This is a genomic window from Gammaproteobacteria bacterium, from assembly GCA_016716465.1.
Taxonomy (GTDB): Bacteria; Pseudomonadota; Gammaproteobacteria; order SZUA-140; family SZUA-140; genus JADJWH01.
Genome location: JADJWH010000004.1, coordinates 511,822 through 528,570, shown reverse-complemented (window position 1 = coordinate 528,570; position 16,749 = coordinate 511,822). Strand labels below are relative to the sequence as shown.

The window sequence follows — 16,749 nt, the reverse complement described above, 5'->3', positions numbered from 1 at the left end:
GGATATCCAGACAATCGAGCGAACGAGGTGGGAGATGGCGGCGGGAGGGCAGGTCAGGACGGGTATCTATGAGCGGGATCTGGTGTTCACCGACGGAGACTTCGATTTCATCCGCCGCGTGGTCGTCGAGCAGACCGGCATCACCTTGTCGGAGCAGAAGCGCGAGCTGGTCTACGGCCGGCTCGCCAAGCGCCTGCGTACACTGGACCTGCAGAGCTTCGCGCAGTATTGCAGCTATCTCGAGCAGAGTCCGGACGAACTCCACGAACTGGTCAACGCCATCACCACCAACCTGACCTCGTTCTTCCGCGAGCCGTATCACTTCGATTATCTGCGCGAAAACCTGCTGCCCGAGCTGCTGCGCCGCAACGCGCAGAGCCGTCGCATCCGCATCTGGTCGGCGGGGTGCTCGACCGGCGAGGAACCCTATTCGATCGCCATGGTGCTGCGCGACGCGCTGCCGGCCGGCCAGGGCTGGGACGCCAAGATCCTCGCCACCGACATCGACTCGAACGTGCTGGCCAGGGCGCAACAGGGCATGTATGCGCAGGAGCGCGCGTCCGGCATACCCGAGCGCTATCAGCGCCGCAGCTTCCACAAGGGCCAGGGCGACAATGCCGGTATGCTGCGGGTCAGTGACGAGGTACGTTCGCTGATCACCTTCCGCCAGCTCAATCTGATGCAGGAATGGCCGATGAAAGGGCCGTTCGACGTGATCTTCTGCCGCAACGTGGTGATCTATTTCGACAAGCCCACCCAGCGGCGACTGTTCAATCGCTACGCGGACCTGCTCGTGGACGGCGGACATCTGTTCATCGGTCATTCCGAGACCTTGTTCAAGGTGTGTGACCGGTTCACCCTGATCGGGCGCACCATATATCGCAAGCTCTGACGGCCGGGGAATCCAACGCAATGAACGCGAGCAGTCCCGCGAGCCGCAAGGATCCCGCCGAACTCCCGCCGGCCCTGCCCGGATTCGAGCACGTCAACCGTTACTGGGACGACATGCACAAACAGTTCGCCGCCAAGATCCTGCCGGGTGAGTACTACGTGACGCAAGGCCGGGAGATGGTGGTCACCGTGCTGGGCTCCTGCGTGTCGGCGTGCATTCGCGACGTGGTCACGGGCGTCGGCGGCATGAATCACTTCATGCTGCCGGTCGGCGCGGGCAGCGGCGGCAGCTGGGACGCCGCCGGGCTCGGCACCTCGACCCGCTACGGCAATTATGCGATGGAAAAACTGATCAACGATATCCTGAAACACGGCGGCCGGCGCCCGAACCTGGAGGTCAAGGTGTTCGGCGGCGGGAAGATCCTCGCCAATATGACCGATATCGGGGACAAGAACATCAGTTTCGTGCGCGCCTACCTCAACGCGGAGGGGTTCCGGCTGGCGGCCAGCGACCTGGGGGACATTCATCCGCGCAAGGTCTATTACACGCCCGCCACCGGCAAGGTCTTCATGAAAAAGCTGCGCGCCCTGCACAACAACACCATCGTGGAACGCGAGACGGCGTACATGGAAGCGATCGTGCACAAACCGGTGGAAGGCGATATTACACTGTTCTGAGTTCCGCCGCGGCGCGCCGCGGGTCTGGATGCGGTATCAAACGGGGAAATGACAGCCATGAGCAAAATACGCGTACTGATCGTCGACGACTCGGCCCTGGTGCGGCAGCTCCTCACCAAGATGCTCGACAGCGATCCACAGATCGAGGTGGTGGGCACGGCGCAGGATCCGTATGTGGCGCGCGAGAAGATCAAGGCGCTCAATCCGGACGTGCTGACGCTGGATGTCGAGATGCCGAAGATGGACGGGGTGACGTTCCTGTCCAATCTGATGCGTCTGCGCCCCATGCCGGTGGTCATGGTATCGTCACTGACCGAACGGAGCGCGGACATCACGCTGCGGGCGCTTGAGCTGGGCGCGATCGACTTCGTTTCCAAACCGAAGATCGATCTGGCGCACACACTGGAAGAGTACCGCGATGAGATCATCGCCAAGGTAAAGATGGCGGCGCACGCCCGCCCGAACACCAAGGGACCCGGGATCGCGCCGCAGGATATTCCGCCGCGACTGAGCGCCGATGCGGTGCTGAAGCGCGAGCGACCGCAGCATTTCCGCACCACCGACCGCCTGATCGCGATCGGTGCTTCCACCGGCGGCACCGAGGCGATCAAAGAGGTGTTGATACGCATGCCGCCCGACGCGCCCGGCATCGTGATTTCACAGCATATCCCGGAGGCCTTCAGCCGTCCGTTCGCGATGCGCATGAACCGCGAATCGCAGATGACGGTGAGCGAGGCGGTCGATGGGCAGCACATCGTGCCGGGGCATGTGGTGATCGCGCCCGGCAACCGCCACCTGGTGATTGAACGCGACGGCGCCCGCTATGTCTGCCGCCTGAGCGACGGCCCGCCGGTGAACCGGCATCGACCGAGCGTCGATGTGATGTTCCGCTCGGTGGCGCAAAACGCGGGACCCAATGCCATCGGCGTGATCCTGACCGGGATGGGCGATGACGGTGCGCGCGGCCTGAAAGAGATGCATGAAGCGGGCGCCTATACGCTGGCCCAGGACGAGAAGAGCAGCGTGGTGTGGGGCATGCCCGGCGAGGCGGTGAAACAGGGCGGGGTGGACGAGACCGTGGACATCTACAGGATGACCGAGGCCATCCTGCGCGCTGTCACGCGCGGCGAGGCCAAGGCCTACGGAAAGGCGGGATGATGCATTCGGTCTCGACCGGTACGGACACCGCTGTCGCGCGGCGACCCGGGTGCTGGACGGCCTGGGCGCTCAGCGCCGCCGCGCTGGGTACCGCCGTCATGCCGGGCGGCGCCCTCTGGGCAGCCCCCCTGTTCGCGCTCGCCATCGCCCACTGGGCCTGGCTGGCGTACGGGGCGCGGGCGGGGCGCGATGCCGAAGCGATTCACGATGCGCGCCTGACCGAACGGATCCTGGCCGTGAGCCGCACGGCCGGGAGCGATCTGCGCGCCTTGCGCGCCGATCTCAGGCAGGTGCGGATCCTGGTGCATGACGCCGCGGTGACGCTGGGGGATGGATTTCAGGGACTCAGTGAAACGATGCGGCGGGAGGGCGCCGCGGCGGTGGGCACGGCGGGGACGGAGAGCATCGAGGTGCTGGTGCGCTCGCTGCAGTTCGAGGACGTGGCGCGCCAGCTGCTCGAATATTGCGATCACCAGGTGGCCGGGCTGGAGGCTTGCGCCGATGACCTGGCCGCCCTGCTCGCTGACGCGACATCGCATGGCCGGCCGACGGAACGGGAATCCAGGTTGATCGCGATCTGCGAGCGATATCTCGAGGACAGCCGCCTGTGGGCGGCGCGCCGCGAGCGCCATATCACGCAGACCTCGGTGCAGGCGGGCAAGGTCGAGTTGTTCTAGCGCGGGATTCGTCCCCACATGCGGCGCACGGCGTCGTCGCCATTCACGGTGTGCCGGATCGCGCCGATGACGTGCACGGTGACCAGGCCCATCAATGTATAGGCGGCGGCGACATGCACGCCTTCCAGCCCTTCATGCAGATCCTCCAGCTTCGGCAGCGGACTCGGCAGCGCGAACCAGTCGAATACCTCGAGCGGGCGCGCCAGCGTCCACACGATGAAAGGCCCGGTCAGTATCGCCCCCAGTGCCAGCGCGTGGTGCACGCGGCCCCGCGGTGCTGTTCGACCGCGCGCGGAAAACCCCGCATCAGTCGCCAGCAGACACGGAAAAACAGGAACAGGAACAACAGGACGCCGAACGAGATGTGCAGCCCGAACCAGAAGCTGCGCGCGTCGCCGCGCGGCAGCCCGCTGAAATAGAGGCCGATCGCGAACATCACGCAGACCGCGGCGGCGCCCAGCCAGTGATTGAAACGCGAGACGCCCCCGTAGCGGTCGTCCTTGTCCAGCAGGGTCATCCGGGTTTCTCCTGTGTCACAAGAAGTCAGGCGCGCTTGCGCGCCAGGGTGAGACCGTCGCCGATCGGCACCAGGCTGAGGTCCACGCGCGCATCCTGGTGGAGGCGCCGGTTGAAGTCGCGTATCGCGCGGGTCGAATCGCTCTGGTCGGCGGGGTCGGCGACGCGTCCGCCCCACAGCACGTTGTCGACCGCGATGAGGCCGCCAGGGCGCAGCAGGCTCAGGCACGCCTCGTAATAGTCGAACAGGCCGACCTTGTCGGCGTCGATGAAGGCGAAGTCGAAACACCCGCCCTCGCCCGCTGCGATCAGTCCGTTCAGGGTCTCCAGCGCCGGCGCCAGCCGCAGTTCGATGAGATGGGCGAGCCCCGCCCGTTCCCAGTAGCGGCGCGCGACAGCGGTCCATTCCGCGCTGATGTCGCAGGCCACGAGCCGGCCATCAGGCGGCAGGCCGCGAGCGATTGCCAGTGCACTGTAACCGGTAAAGGTGCCGATCTCGATGGCGCGCCGCGCGCCCAGCAGACGCACCAGCAGGGTCATGAACTGGCCCTGGTCCGGGGCGATCTGCATTCTGCCGTGCTCGAGCGCGTCGGTCTCCGCGCGGAGCGCCCGGTCCAGTTCGGTGTCGCGCAGGGATACCGACAGCAGATAGTCATACAGCCGGTCGTCGAGCGGGAGTGTGTGTTTTCCCATGACGGGTATCACCAGGGTGGTCGGACCCGCGCTCGCCCATGGGCGAGCGCGGGTCAACCGGGTGGAGTATCAGTCCTTCACGGCCTCGACTTCGAGCGTGATCTGCATCTCGTCGCCGACGGCCGGCAGCGCGTAGTTCACGCCGAAATCGGAACGCTTGATCGTCGCCGTCGCGTTGAAGCCGCACATCTCCTTCTTGTTCATCGGATTGGCCCCGCACTGAATGTGATCGACGGCGAGCGTCACCGGCTTGCTGACGCCCATGATGGTCAGGGTACCGTCCACCGTGGCGCTGGAATTGTCGCTGATGACCACCTTGCTCGATTTGTAGGTGATGACGGGGAATTCCGCCGCGTTCAGGAAATCGGGTGAACGCAGGTGATCGTCACGCTTCTGAAAACCGGTGTCGACCGAATTGGCGTCGATCTTGATGTCGACCGCACCCGTCTTGCCGGCCAGATCCACCGTGATCTTGCCCTCGGTGGCGTTGAAGCGGCCGTGCATGGTGGAGAAGCCCAGGTGGTTGATCGTGAAGTGCGGGAAGGTGTGGGCGGGATCCACCGTGTAGGTGCCGGGGGCCGCGAAGCCGACCGCGGGCAGGGCGGACACGGCGATCATGAGCAGGGTTTTACGCATGGTTTGACTCCTTTCTGGGTTTGCGTGGGTTGATGATGCTGGATTTCAGATCGGGGGCGCGCCGGCGACGGCCAGGGTGATCAGGATGGCGGCGGCGGCGGCGGGCAGCGTGTAGAGGGCGGTCAACACGATCGGAATGAAGCGGTTACGCCCCGCCGGCACGGGCAGCCGCGCCAGCAGCGGGATTAGCGTGAGCGGTGCCAGGCTGTACCAGGGCAGGCGCGCGAAATGCAGGGCGGCCACGCCAAGCAGGGCGCACAGCAGCGTGGCCGGCAGGATCAATGTGCGACCCGGGGAGAATTCCCCGCGCCACAGGAATACCAGCAGGTAGGCGCCGACGGCGGCGGCGACCGCGCCGCCCAGCTGGCCCATCAGCGCGGTGGCCCCCAGCAGGGCGCTGATCCCGGTCCCGGTGGCGAGCATCAGGACGGCGATGACCGATCTGACCGGCCGGGACTCCAGGGTATCGGTGCCCCATATGAGCCAGGCGGTATAGGCGAGGGCCGGGACGACCACCCCGGCGAGCGCGGCGCCCTCGGTGCGGGTCACCACCGGCCAGATGACCCACAGGGCGATCGCCGCCGCCGCCGCGGCGGGCAGCCACTGACGTATGCGGCGGTCACGCACCAGGGTGTCGAGGATCAGGGCGACGATGACCGCCCCCGCGCCCGCCAGCAGGATCTTGCGCGTGCTGGTCAGCGGCAGAAACTGGAATCCGGCGATGAGGTAGGCGGCGGCACCGAAGGCGAGCGGGAAACCCAGGCCGGCCCACGGCGCGCCGGCGCGCCGCAGGACCAGGGCGGCGACCAGGGCGACCACGAACGGGATAACCGCCGATTGCACGAACACATTGTCCAGCCATGGACTCACGACGAAACTCCCGCTCCGGACCTTGGAATAGTGATAAGCGTTCTCACCGTGAAATGATAGGGGAGCACGATAAGTTTATAATCGGGTCTGGTATTACAACATTGTTTCCAATCGTGGACAAATCCTATGGAACCGATCGACGATATGCGCCTGTTCGCCCGGCTGGTGGAGCTGCGCAGCTTCACGGCCGTCGCCGCCGCCGAGCAGATGGCGCGCTCCCTGGTGAGCAAGCGCATCACCCGGCTGGAGGACCATCTGGGCGTGCAACTGCTGAATCGCACGACGCGGCGGCTCGAGCTGACCGAGGCCGGCCGGACCTATTATCAGTATTGCCAGCAGGTCGACGTGATCCGGCAGGAGGCCGAAGCCGCGGTAGGCGAGATCCGGCAGCGACCGAAGGGGATGCTGCGGCTCAATGCCCCGGTGATGTTCGGCCAGATCGTGCTGCCGCGCATCATCACCGGTTTCCTCGCCCAGTTTCCCGATGTCCATGTGGTGCTGAGCCTCAATGATCAGTACGTGGATGTGATCGAGGGCGGTTACGACCTGGTGATACGCATCGGCAACCTGAAGAGCTCCACCCTGCGCGCGCGCAAGGTCGGTACGACCCGGCTGCGTGTTTATGCGCATGAACGGTATCTGGCGGCACATGGGACGCCGCGTCAGCCGCAGGACCTCAGGGGGCACAACTGCCTGCTGTATCAGCACCAGATCAGCGGACCCAACGGCTGGGAATTCCAGGGCCCCTCCGGCAAGGAGACCGTCGAGGTGAGCGGCAACTTCAGCGCGGAGAACAGCGTGCCCCTGTATCAGGCGGCGCGCGACGGGCTTGGCATCACGCGGCTGCCGAGTTTCATCGAGGAGGTCTTCGGCCGCGCGGGCATGGTCAACCTGCTCGGGGAATATGAGCCGGAGGTCGACATTCACGCGGTCTACGCCACCACGCGGAAGCCGCCGCTCAACACCCGCGTGTTTATCGACTACCTGGCCGAGCGCCTGTCCGTGCGCGATTGAAAACAGGGACTGAGGACTTAGGACCGAGGACTGAGAAAAACAGAAGACCGTCGCCCGGATGGAGCGCAGCGGAATCCGGGAATCCAGTCTCCCCGGATTCCGGCACCACGCGCCTCCATCCGGGCTACATTGATACCCATCCGCATCGCAAGAGTTTAGGGGGTTTAACTTAGTCCTAAGTCCTCACTCCTGTGTTTCAGAGGTGATCGATCAGCTTGCCGGTGGTCTGGCGCAGGCGCTGGCTCAGCATGATGGCGATCTTGAACAGCAGTCTGTTACCGATGCGGGGCCGTTCCTCGCAGATGCGTATCAGATTCTCGCGCGACAGCAGAACGAGCGCCGACGGGGCCGAGGCGACCACGGTGGCCGAGTAGGGCTGGCCGTCGATCACGGAGATCTCGCCGATCAGCTTGCCCGGCGTGACGTCGGTGATCTTCTTCAACTGGCCGCCCTGGCCGCCTTTGAGCACTTCGAGCCGGCCCTCGAGCAGCAGGCACAGGTGCGCGGTGCGCTCGCCCTCGCGGAAGATGACGGCGCCCTGATCCACGCGCTGGCCGACCAGATAGCCGGCCAGCAAGGTGGTTTCCTCGCGCTTGAAGTCCTCGAACATCGCCATGCGTTCGAGTTTGGGGATCAGTTCATGCTTGTGCATAGTGTCGATGAGCGCTGGGGACTGGCTTTGCAGACGTACCCGTTTCGATGGCCCGCATCACGGGCGGAATGCCGCGACCGCGCGGCGCAGCCGTTTGATCTGGTCCGCAGAATAGTGGCTTTCATAGCGTATTGCGATATACAGGTGGTTGATGAAGGTGATCGTATCGCGCAACTTGGGCAATTGCCGTTCCGCGCGGGCGCCGAACGCGGCCGGTCCCTCCGCCGGCGCCCGTACCAGGCCGCGTCGGGCCAGTTTTGCGCAGAAGCGTTGATAGTGGCGCAGCGCGGGATCGATCCGGCGCCGGCGCCGGTACATCAGTCCGCCGCCGAGTACGGCCAGCACCAGAATAATGCCGGCCAGCACCGTCAGCGCCGTCGTGGCCCAGGAATGCAGGCCGAGGCGTGCGAGCACGGCGGCCTGATTCTCCGGCCCATAGGCGAGCACCCACTGGTTCCAGCGGTTGTTGAGGGTATCCAATACCAGGCGTGAGCGTTGCCATAGCGCGCCGAGGGCGCCGCTCCCGAAGTCGCGCAGCAGACCGCTCTGCTGCGCCGGCAGTACGCTGTCGATGCCGTGTTCGATGCGCTGCGGCGCGACCGCTGCCGTAGGATCCACGCGTGCCCAGCCGCGTCCTTCCAGCCAGACCTCGCTCCAGGCATGGGCATCGCGCTGGCGTACGATCAGGTAGTCGTCGAGCGGATTGAGTTCGCCGCCCTGATAGCCGGTCACGACGCGGGCCGGAATGCCCGCCGCGCGCATCAGCACGGTGAAGGCGGAGGAATAGTGTTCACAGAAGCCGCGCCGCGTCTGGAACAGGAATTCGTCGACGGCATTGCCGGACAGCGGCGGCGGTTCGAGCGTGTAATAAAAAGGTTCCGTGCCGAAGTATTCCAGCGCCCGTTCGACGATCGCCTGGTCGTCGCCCCCCTGTGCGCGCCACTGTGCGCCGAGCGCCTGTGCCGCGGGATTGGCCGCCGGCAGCTGCAGCGCGCGGGCGCGTTCCGCCGCGCTCAGTGTCGCGGTACGGTAATGCGGGGATGAAGTGATGCTGTAGCGGGTGAGCTGGCGCACCGGCTTGTCGGCGACCAGGAACAGGTCGCGGGTGCGGTGCGCGCCGGCGGGCACGGTAAGTGGCAGATCGAGCGCGTAGAGCCAGTTGCGACTGTGCGGTTCCAGCGTCACGCTGTATTCCAGCGTGGCATCGTCGAGCGGGGTGAAACCGAGGCCGGTCATCGGGGGCGGTACGGTCTTGTCGCGATCGGCCTTCCAATTGCGGCCGTCGGTGTACCACAGCACGGGGCCGCGCCAGTAGAGCTGCTGCGACGGCGGCGGGGCCGCGTCGTTGAATGCCACCCGGAAGGCCACCGCGTCCGAGCGACTCAGGTGTGTGATGCTGCCGGGGGACATCGAATCGTCGAGCCCGCCCGAACCGCCGCCATCCTGCGGCAGGCCCCACAGTGGTCCGGGAAGGCGCGGAAACAACACGAACAGCAGCAGGGCGAGCGGGATCGCCTGCGCCATCAGGACGCCGGCGCGGCGCAGTATCGCGCGCAACGGCGCGTGCCCGCGTGTCGGCTGGTTCAGCTCGATCAGGGCCGCGGTGATCACCACCAGCACCAGCGCCAGATAGATCAGAACGGGGATGGATTGTGAATACAGTACTGCTGCGATTCCCAGGAAATAATCCAGGAACAGCACCACCACCGCGTCGCGGTAGCAGCGTGTCTCGAGCAGCTTGAGGCCGAGCATGAGCGTGAGCAGGCTGGTGCCGGCGTCGCGCCCGAGGACGGTTCCGAACACCAGCGCGACGCCGCCCAGCGCGGTCAGCGTAAGCAGGGTGCGCGCGAGCACGCCGGGCAGGGCCCAGGCGTAGTGGGCGGACATCCAGCGCCACAGCGCGAAGACGGCGCAGAACAGGGGAATGAAGAGCGGAAGATACGGCAGATGCGGCAGCAGTGTCAGTCCGGTGGACAACATCAGCAGATCGACCGCGCGGCGGTCGAGCGGCAGATCGTCGGGCGAGAACCGGTGGTTCATGGCGCGCCCTCGAACAGCGCCAGCGCCTTCAGGCAGCGGTGCCGGTGTTCCTCGCCATGGCCGGCCCTGATGATCGCGCCGGGCAGCCTGAGACCGTAGCTGTAGCCGGATTCCTCCGCCCACAGGATGCCGCGGCAGAGCAGACCGAGGCGGGTGTCGGTGTCGGGCGCGGGATGATCGTTCCAGTCCAGCCACAGCTCCTCGCCCAGCGGGTCGCAGAACATCTTGGTCACCATCTCCCGTCCGCGCGCCGCCGCCTTCCAGTCCACGTGCCGTGGCGAGTCGCCGTGATGATAGGCGCGCAGTCCCATGAAATCGTCGCTGCCCGGGCGTTGATCGCGGCGCGTGCCGTTGCCGGGGCGACGCGCCGGAATCGCGAGACCCGGCGCCGGCGCCGGATATACCAGGCAGTGCGCATCCAGACGGAGCTGGGACCAGGCGCGGAACAGGCCGAGGGGGTAGCGCGTGAACACCGTCAGGCTGCCGATCGGAAGCCAGCCACGCCGCGCGGTGGACAGCGCCAGTTCGACGGTGGTACGACCCCCGGCGGGGACGTCGGTGAAGACGGGCGCCTGTCCCGCGAGGTTGAGTCCGATGCCGATGCGTGCGGGTCCGCCCGTGTTGTCGATCACCACGCTGAACAGGGCGGCCTCGCCGCAGAACACCGCGCCGGCGCGACCCGCCTGGATACTCAGCCGCAGCATGTTGTGATAGGCGTGCAGCATCGAGACCAGCGCGGTGCCGATGAGGAGGAAGCTGAGCAGGAATCCGGTGCTGTTGTTGTAGTTGGTCGCGCCGATCAGCATCACGAAGGTAAGCAGGCCGAACAACAGTCCGTAGCGCGTCGGCAGGATGAAGATGCGCCGTTGCCCGAGTTCGACGGCGCCGCCGCGTCCGGTGCGCCGGCGCTCGATGCCGAGCAGCCGGTGCAGCTTGTGCGGCAGCGTGGTCAGCGACAGGTGCATGGCGCCCGTCCGCCCGGATCAGGGAATGGGCACGGTGGCGAGCTGCGACACCAGTTCGGCGGTGGCGTGCGCGGACTGGCCTTCCGCGGGTTGCAGTCGGTGACCGATCACGCTGGGCAAAACGCCCTGCACGTCTTCCGGGAGGGCATGGCCGCGTCCGTCCATCAATGCGCTGGCCTGGGCGCTGCGCAGCAGGGCGAGCCCGGCGCGCGGCGACAGGCCGTTCTGGCACAACGGCGACTCGCGCGAGTGGGCGAGAATGGCCTGCAGATAGTCGATCAGCGCGGCGGAGGTGTGCACCAGCGTTACGCCGGACTGGATCGCGATGAGCTCATCGGTGCTGATGGCGGCGGGAAGCTGTTGCAGCAGTTCCCGGCGGTCGGTGCCGAGCAGCAGCTCGCGTTCGGCCGCGCGGTCCGGATATCCCATGCGGAGGCGCATCAGGAAGCGGTCGAGCTGGGATTCCGGCAGCGGGAACGTACCGATCTGGTAGGTCGGATTCTGGGTCGCGATGACGAAGAAGGGCTGCGGCAGCGCGTGGGTCTCGCCTTCGATGGTGACCTGATGTTCCTCCATCGCCTCGAGCAACGCGCTCTGCGCCTTGGGGGTGGCGCGGTTGACCTCATCGGCGAGGACCACCTGGGAGAACACCGGCCCCGGATGAAATTTGAAGGCGCCGGCGTCACTGTCGTACACCGAGACCCCGAGGATGTCGGCCGGCAGCATGTCGCTGGTGAACTGGACGCGCTGGAACCTCAATCCGAAGGCGCGCGCCAGGACGTGCGCCAGCGTGGTCTTTCCGACCCCGGGCAGGTCCTCGATGAGCAGATGGCCGCGCGCGATCAGGCAGGTCACGGCCAGCCGGATGACCTCATCCTTGCCCAGGATGACGCGGCCGATGCCGGCGATGACCTTGTTCAACAGCGGGCTGAAATCCCCGGCGGGCGCGGGGGCGGCGGCATGTGGTCGCATCGTCCTCTGTCTATCGCTTGGTGATCTTGATATGATGCCGGCACCCTGTCCGTGACGCCGGCGTTCTTGTGACATGGTTAGCGGCACGCGGGCGCCCCGACTTTATCTCAAGCCTCAAATTTTGCTCCGTTTTTCCCGTGTACGACGGACCCGTCGCGCAAGGGGGGTGGGATGGAATTCAGCGACAGTTTCGACGTCATCGTGGTGGGCGGCGGGCATGCCGGCGCCGAAGCGGCACTGGCCGCGGCGCGCGCGGGCGCCAGCACCCTGCTGCTGACGCACAATTTCGACACCCTCGGCCAGATGAGCTGCAATCCCGCCATCGGCGGCATCGGCAAGGGTCATCTGGTGAAGGAAATCGATGCCCTTGGCGGCCTGATGGCGCGCGCCGCGGATCAGGCCGGCATCCATTTCCGCACGCTCAACGGCAGCAAGGGGCCGGCGGTGCGCGCCACCCGGGCCCAGGCCGACCGCATGCTGTATCGGCGCACGGTGCGCCGCGCGCTCGAGGCGCAGCCGAACCTGCGCCTGTTCCAGCAGGCCGTCGACGATCTGGTGGTGGAAGGTGGCGCGGTGCGCGGCGTGGTGACGCAGGGCGGTCTGCGTTTCCGCGCGCGCGCGGTGGTGCTGACCGTGGGGACCTTCCTCGGCGGCCGCATCCACGTCGGCCAGGCCCAGCACGCGGGCGGCCGCGCCGGCGATCCGCCGTCCATCGCGCTGGCGCAGCGTCTGCGTGAGCTGCCGCTGCGCGTCGGCCGCCTGAAAACCGGCACACCGCCGCGTATCGACGGCCGCACGCTCGATTACAGCGTCATGCGCGAGCAGCCCGGCGACGATCCGCGCCCGGTATTTTCCTATCTTGGCTCGGTCGCTGACCATCCGCGCCAGGTGTCGTGCTTCATCACCGCCACCAGTGAGCGCACGCACGACATCATCCGCGCCGGGCTCGACCGCTCGCCGCTGTTCACCGGGGTGATCGAGGGCGTGGGGCCGCGCTACTGTCCATCGATCGAGGACAAGGTGGTGCGCTTCGCCGACAAGACCTCGCACCAGATCTTCGTCGAGCCGGAGGGACTGGACGTCCACGAGATCTATCCCAATGGCATCTCGACCAGCCTGCCCTACGATGTGCAGCACGCGCTGGTGCGTTCCATCCGTGGCTTCGAGCATGCCCACATCACACGGCCAGGATACGCCATCGAATACGATTATTTCGATCCACGCGACCTGAAGCCGACGCTGGAGACCCGCGTCATTTCCGGGCTGTTTTTCGCGGGCCAGATCAACGGCACCACCGGGTACGAGGAGGCGGCGGCGCAGGGACTGATCGCCGGCCTCAATGCCGCGCGGGCCGCGCAGGGGCTGGAGGGCTGGAGCCCGCTGCGCGACGAGGCCTACATCGGCGTGCTGATCGACGATCTGATCACGCGCGGTACCACCGAACCCTACCGCATGTTCACCAGCCGAGCCGAATACCGCCTGCTGCTGCGCGAGGACAACGCCGATCTGCGGCTCACGCCCAGAGGACGCGAGCTCGGTCTGGTGGACGACGAGCGCCTGCGTCGCTTCGAGGCCAAGCGCGCGGCGGTGGAGCGTGAACAGCAGCGTCTGCGCGCGACCTGGCTGCGGCCCGCCGCGGTGGCGGACGCCGCCGTGCCCGTGCTCGGCGCGCCGCTGGCGCGCGAGTACACCCTGCTGGAGCTGTTGCGTCGGCCCGGGGTCGGTTACCGCGCGCTGATGTCGCTGCCCGGCGCCGGTCCGGGCGTGGACGACGCGGCGGTGGCGGAGCAGGTGGAGATCCAGGCCCGCTACGCCGGTTACATCGAGCGGCAGCAGGACGAGATCGAGCGGCAGCGCCGCCACGAGGAGACGCGGCTGCCGGAGAGTCTGGATTATTCCTCTGTGAGCGGCCTGTCCACCGAGGCGCGTCAGAAGCTGGCCGCGGCGCGTCCGGCGACCCTCGGTCAGGCGGCGCGCATCCCCGGTGTGACGCCCGCGGCCGTGTCCCTGCTGCTGCTGCACCTCAAGCGATTGGCCGTCCGTCCGGGCGCGCGCCAGTCCGCCTGAGTCTGGCGCGGCGGATCAGCCCGCCAGGTCCGTCGCGTTCTCTTCGAGCAATGCCGCCAGCGCGCGGTTCAGCCCTTCCTCGATCGTTTTCTTGTATTCCAGGTAATGCACGGTCTGCAGCTGGTCGGCGCCGGCGACCCCGGCGACGCGATGGGACAGGTCGATGTCGGTGATGTAGATCGGGTAGCGCTGGCCGCTCTTGCGCCGTTCCAGTACGTAGCGGGCGGCCTCGCGAAACAGTCCGTCGCCAAATTCCAGCGAGGAGAATTCGCGCGCATCAATGTAGATGGTGAACTCGGGGCGGTTGCTGTCCGAGACGCCGGCGATCACCTGCACGTTGAAGTAGCGCTGATCCGCGCTCGCGCCCTGTTCGCGATGCCGCACCAGCTGGCTCCGGCCGTGGTATTTCTTGAAGGCCTGGTAGATCTCCACCGGAACCGCCTGCGCGTCCAGGGCGCCTTCCGGCGCCTTGTGCCGCTTGAGGCGCGCGCCGACCGCGGCGAGGAAACGGCGGTACTGCAGCACCAGCAGATGGATGTCCATCCGCGGCATCCGGCGGCAGAAGAGCGCGCCGCGCTCGTCGATGAAGTATACGTAGATCGCCGTGGCTTCCTCCACGTAATAGAACTGCACCACGCCCGCCTTGTTGTTGCGATAGAGTACCGGCAGGATATCGTGGCCGAGCGCGTAACGGTCGATGACGACCGGGCTGTAGGCGTGCACCGGCGCGGCGAGATACTTGAGCAGATCGTTGTAGTTGTCGAGCCGGGTGTGGCGCAGCGTGTCATTGTCCAGCTGCAGGGCGTAATAGCGCGTGCCGATCAGCAGGATGTAGCGCGCGGCGGGGGCGTGCGGATCCAGGCAATAGCAGTCGGCGACATCACGGAACAGTTCCTCGAGACGACGCACCACGGCGGCGCTCTGGGTGGAGGAGAAGCAGTGGGCGGTGACCGCCGGCGGCGGTGTCCCGGCGGAGGGCGGTGACCACTGCAGATACGCGGCGAGGCAATCGAGCAGCCCCTGTTCGCCCTCGTACTGGGACACCATCACCTCCTGCCAGGTGGTGCGGGCGACCTGGTCGATGGAGAGTACCAGGTTCTCGCATACTCCTCCGAAGCTGAGCGCGTCGGTCTTGTTGCTGGTCAGTTCCTTGCCCTCGCGCTCGCGCAGCGTCGCGGGTTTCAGCCCCACATTGACGAACAGGCTGAGTCCCGCCAGGCGCGGTGACTGCGACAGATCCTCCAGCGTGCTGGTGCCGAGCTGCGAGCCGGGAACCAGCTGATCGAGGCCGCGGAGCAGGGCCTTGATCTCGTTCACGCTCAGTGCGCTGTCGCGTGTGAACAGGGTGAAGGTGGTGCGTTCATCCACCAGCTGGTTCAGGAAACACCAGGCCAGCATCTCGGTGATGACGCGGCTGCGTCTGAGCGGCTTGGCGCGCCCGGCCTCCTCAGACGGCACGATGCCGGGGTAGAGTGTCCAGCCGGCGTTCTCCCGCCCGCCGATCTGGTGAATCGACAGATGGCTTTCCCAGATGTCGCTGGAGATGCCGCGGTTGACGATGTCGACCTTGCCCGCCTTGCGCTCGAACGCCGCGTAAAGCTTGCGGCCGAGGATATTGAGGTCGCGCTGGTTGATTCGCGCCAGCATGTTCTGCACACGGGCGAAGCTCGACAGCGAGTGGTAGCTCTGGGTCAGCGCGCTTACCAGGCTGCGGCGTTCCTCGAGCACCTGATGGATTTTCCACTGCTGGCGGGCGTCGAGCGTCTGCAGGTAGCCGCGGTCCCAGCCCCAGGCCCGGGTGACATCCTTCATGACCTCGAAGCGCCAGTTGTCCCGCGGTTCATCCTGCCGGCCGAGTTGCTCGTTGACCTTGAAGTAGAAGCAGCGCCGCATCACTGCCAGGCGTTCGTGATCGCCCTGGGCGGTGAGATATTCCTCGATCCGGCGGTACAGCATGATATAGGGGTCCAGGCGCGTGAGATCGGTTTCCCCCTCGTGCAGCGCGCGCTTGAAGCGCAGCGACAGCAGCTCGACCTGTGGATATTCGGCCGCGTAGACCTCCGTCAGCATCAGCTTGAGCGCCGCCTTGTAGGGTGAGTCGATGCTCTTGTACAGCTGCCATAGCGCTGCGCCGAAGAATTCCTCGGCGGGTGCGCGCGGGAGGCCGCCGAAGTCGACGGTCTCATTGTCGCCGACGGCGCCGCGCGCGCGCAGCTGGCGCACGTAACGGTCATAGTCCGCCTCCTCCTGCGCCGGGACCAGCCACCACACCGGATAGCGCCCGGCGAGCAGGACGCCAGTGCGGTAGAACTCGTCGAGCAGCAGGTGATACTGCGCGCTGCCGCTGCTTTCGTCCGACAGCTCGACCACCTTGCCGGCGCGGAAATGCTCGCAGTTCATCAGGAAGAAATGCACCTCGAGATCGAATGTGCCGGCCCACTTCTCCAGGGCCGCGGCCTTTTCCTGCAGCTCCGCGAGTTGCACCGCGGAAAGGTCGGGGTTGTGGCACAGCCAGATGTCGAAATCGCTCTTGGTCGAATAGGCGATGGTGCCGCTGCTTCCCATCAGGAACAGCGAAAGGATATCGAAGCGGGGCAAGGCGCGCGGCCGGTAATCCATTTCGCGCGCCATTTTTTGCACGATCTCAAGCGCGCGCCGGCTCGGCGAGTAGTCGGAGACACCCACTGGCGTCGCGGCGGAGATGAAGCCGGGCAACTCCGGATGATTGATATGAAAAAGCAGCGGCAGTACCTCGAGCACGTCGCGCTGGCGCGTGCGCAGGGTATCGCGGATACGCGTCACGCGGTCGCGATTGAGGGCCAGGAAACGCTTTTTGATGGTCTGTGTGTCGAGCAAGGCCGTTCCTTCGCGCGTTCGGCCGAATTGAGCCGGTGACCCTCTTATCGGCCCGATTGTGACA

16 protein-coding genes are annotated in these 16,749 nt (G+C 66.3%); 6 read left to right on the top strand and 10 right to left on the bottom strand.

The window, feature by feature from the left end; genetic code table 11:
- Positions 1-34 precede the first annotated feature (34 nt).
- From IPM20_10170 to IPM20_10155, 4 genes are read left to right on the top strand one after another with little or no spacing between them, the layout of a single operon-like run.
- On the top strand, positions 35-892 hold the full coding sequence (locus IPM20_10170; GenBank protein ID MBK9131981.1) for a protein-glutamate O-methyltransferase CheR: 858 nt from the start codon (positions 35-37) through the stop codon (positions 890-892).
- Between the two features lie 20 nt (positions 893-912).
- A complete protein-coding gene (gene cheD / locus IPM20_10165; protein MBK9131980.1) occupies positions 913-1,569 on the top strand; it encodes a chemoreceptor glutamine deamidase CheD in 657 nt (218 codons plus the stop codon).
- A gap of 57 nt (positions 1,570-1,626) precedes the next feature.
- Positions 1,627-2,727, top strand: coding sequence for a chemotaxis response regulator protein-glutamate methylesterase (locus IPM20_10160; GenBank protein ID MBK9131979.1), 1,101 nt, complete (start codon positions 1,627-1,629; stop codon positions 2,725-2,727).
- A complete protein-coding gene (locus IPM20_10155; GenBank protein ID MBK9131978.1) occupies positions 2,724-3,404 on the top strand; it encodes a hypothetical protein in 681 nt (226 codons plus the stop codon). Before IPM20_10160 ends, IPM20_10155 begins: the two co-directional genes overlap by 4 nt.
- Here IPM20_10155 and IPM20_10150 read toward each other — a convergent pair.
- The 5 genes from IPM20_10150 to IPM20_10130 form a co-directional block, all read right to left on the bottom strand.
- Positions 3,401-3,667 carry a cytochrome b/b6 domain-containing protein gene (locus tag IPM20_10150; GenBank protein MBK9131977.1) on the bottom strand — a complete coding sequence of 89 codons (267 nt, stop codon included), beginning with the start codon at positions 3,665-3,667 and terminating at the stop codon, positions 3,401-3,403. The two genes, IPM20_10155 and IPM20_10150, sit on opposite strands and share 4 nt — an antisense overlap.
- Positions 3,634-3,921: a cytochrome b/b6 domain-containing protein gene (locus IPM20_10145; protein ID MBK9131976.1), complete on the bottom strand. Its 288-nt coding sequence runs from the start codon at positions 3,919-3,921 to the stop codon at positions 3,634-3,636. Before IPM20_10145 ends, IPM20_10150 begins: the two co-directional genes overlap by 34 nt.
- Positions 3,922-3,947: 26 nt before the next feature.
- The gene (locus tag IPM20_10140) at positions 3,948-4,613 is read right to left on the bottom strand and encodes a class I SAM-dependent methyltransferase (GenBank protein ID MBK9131975.1); all 666 of its coding nucleotides are present in this window, start codon (positions 4,611-4,613) and stop codon (positions 3,948-3,950) included.
- Positions 4,614-4,682: 69 nt separating this feature from the next.
- Positions 4,683-5,249, bottom strand: a complete 567-nt coding sequence (locus IPM20_10135) for a polyisoprenoid-binding protein (protein ID MBK9131974.1) — start codon at positions 5,247-5,249, stop codon at positions 4,683-4,685.
- A 45-nt stretch (positions 5,250-5,294) separates the two neighbouring features.
- Positions 5,295-6,119 (bottom strand): hypothetical protein, encoded by an 825-nt coding sequence (locus tag IPM20_10130; GenBank protein ID MBK9131973.1) that lies wholly within the window; start codon positions 6,117-6,119, stop codon positions 5,295-5,297.
- Between the two features lie 126 nt (positions 6,120-6,245).
- Between IPM20_10130 and IPM20_10125 the strand changes: the two genes are divergently transcribed.
- Entirely contained in the window at positions 6,246-7,133 is an 888-nt protein-coding gene (locus IPM20_10125) for a LysR family transcriptional regulator (protein ID MBK9131972.1), read from the top strand.
- Positions 7,134-7,329: 196 nt separating this feature from the next.
- Here IPM20_10125 and IPM20_10120 read toward each other — a convergent pair whose 3' ends face one another.
- The 4 genes from IPM20_10120 to IPM20_10105 are packed head-to-tail and all read right to left on the bottom strand — an operon-like array spanning position 7,330 to position 11,762.
- Positions 7,330-7,785, bottom strand: a complete 456-nt coding sequence (locus IPM20_10120; GenBank protein ID MBK9131971.1) for a cyclic nucleotide-binding domain-containing protein — start codon at positions 7,783-7,785, stop codon at positions 7,330-7,332.
- 57 nt (positions 7,786-7,842) lie between these two features.
- The gene (locus tag IPM20_10115; GenBank protein ID MBK9131970.1) at positions 7,843-9,825 is read right to left on the bottom strand and encodes a DUF3488 domain-containing transglutaminase family protein; all 1,983 of its coding nucleotides are present in this window, start codon (positions 9,823-9,825) and stop codon (positions 7,843-7,845) included.
- Positions 9,822-10,790, bottom strand: a complete 969-nt coding sequence (locus IPM20_10110; protein ID MBK9131969.1) for a DUF58 domain-containing protein — start codon at positions 10,788-10,790, stop codon at positions 9,822-9,824. Before IPM20_10110 ends, IPM20_10115 begins: the two co-directional genes overlap by 4 nt.
- 18 nt (positions 10,791-10,808) lie before the next feature.
- Positions 10,809-11,762, bottom strand: coding sequence for a MoxR family ATPase (locus IPM20_10105; protein MBK9131968.1), 954 nt, complete (start codon positions 11,760-11,762; stop codon positions 10,809-10,811).
- Between the two features lie 171 nt (positions 11,763-11,933).
- Between IPM20_10105 and mnmG the strand changes: the two genes are divergently transcribed.
- Positions 11,934-13,829, top strand: a complete 1,896-nt coding sequence (gene mnmG, locus IPM20_10100; GenBank protein MBK9131967.1) for a tRNA uridine-5-carboxymethylaminomethyl(34) synthesis enzyme MnmG — start codon at positions 11,934-11,936, stop codon at positions 13,827-13,829.
- A 15-nt stretch (positions 13,830-13,844) separates the two neighbouring features.
- On the opposite strand, the gene IPM20_10095 is transcribed toward mnmG, so the two are convergent.
- The gene (locus IPM20_10095) at positions 13,845-16,685 is read right to left on the bottom strand and encodes a class I adenylate cyclase (GenBank protein MBK9131966.1); all 2,841 of its coding nucleotides are present in this window, start codon (positions 16,683-16,685) and stop codon (positions 13,845-13,847) included.
- Positions 16,686-16,749 lie beyond the last annotated feature (64 nt).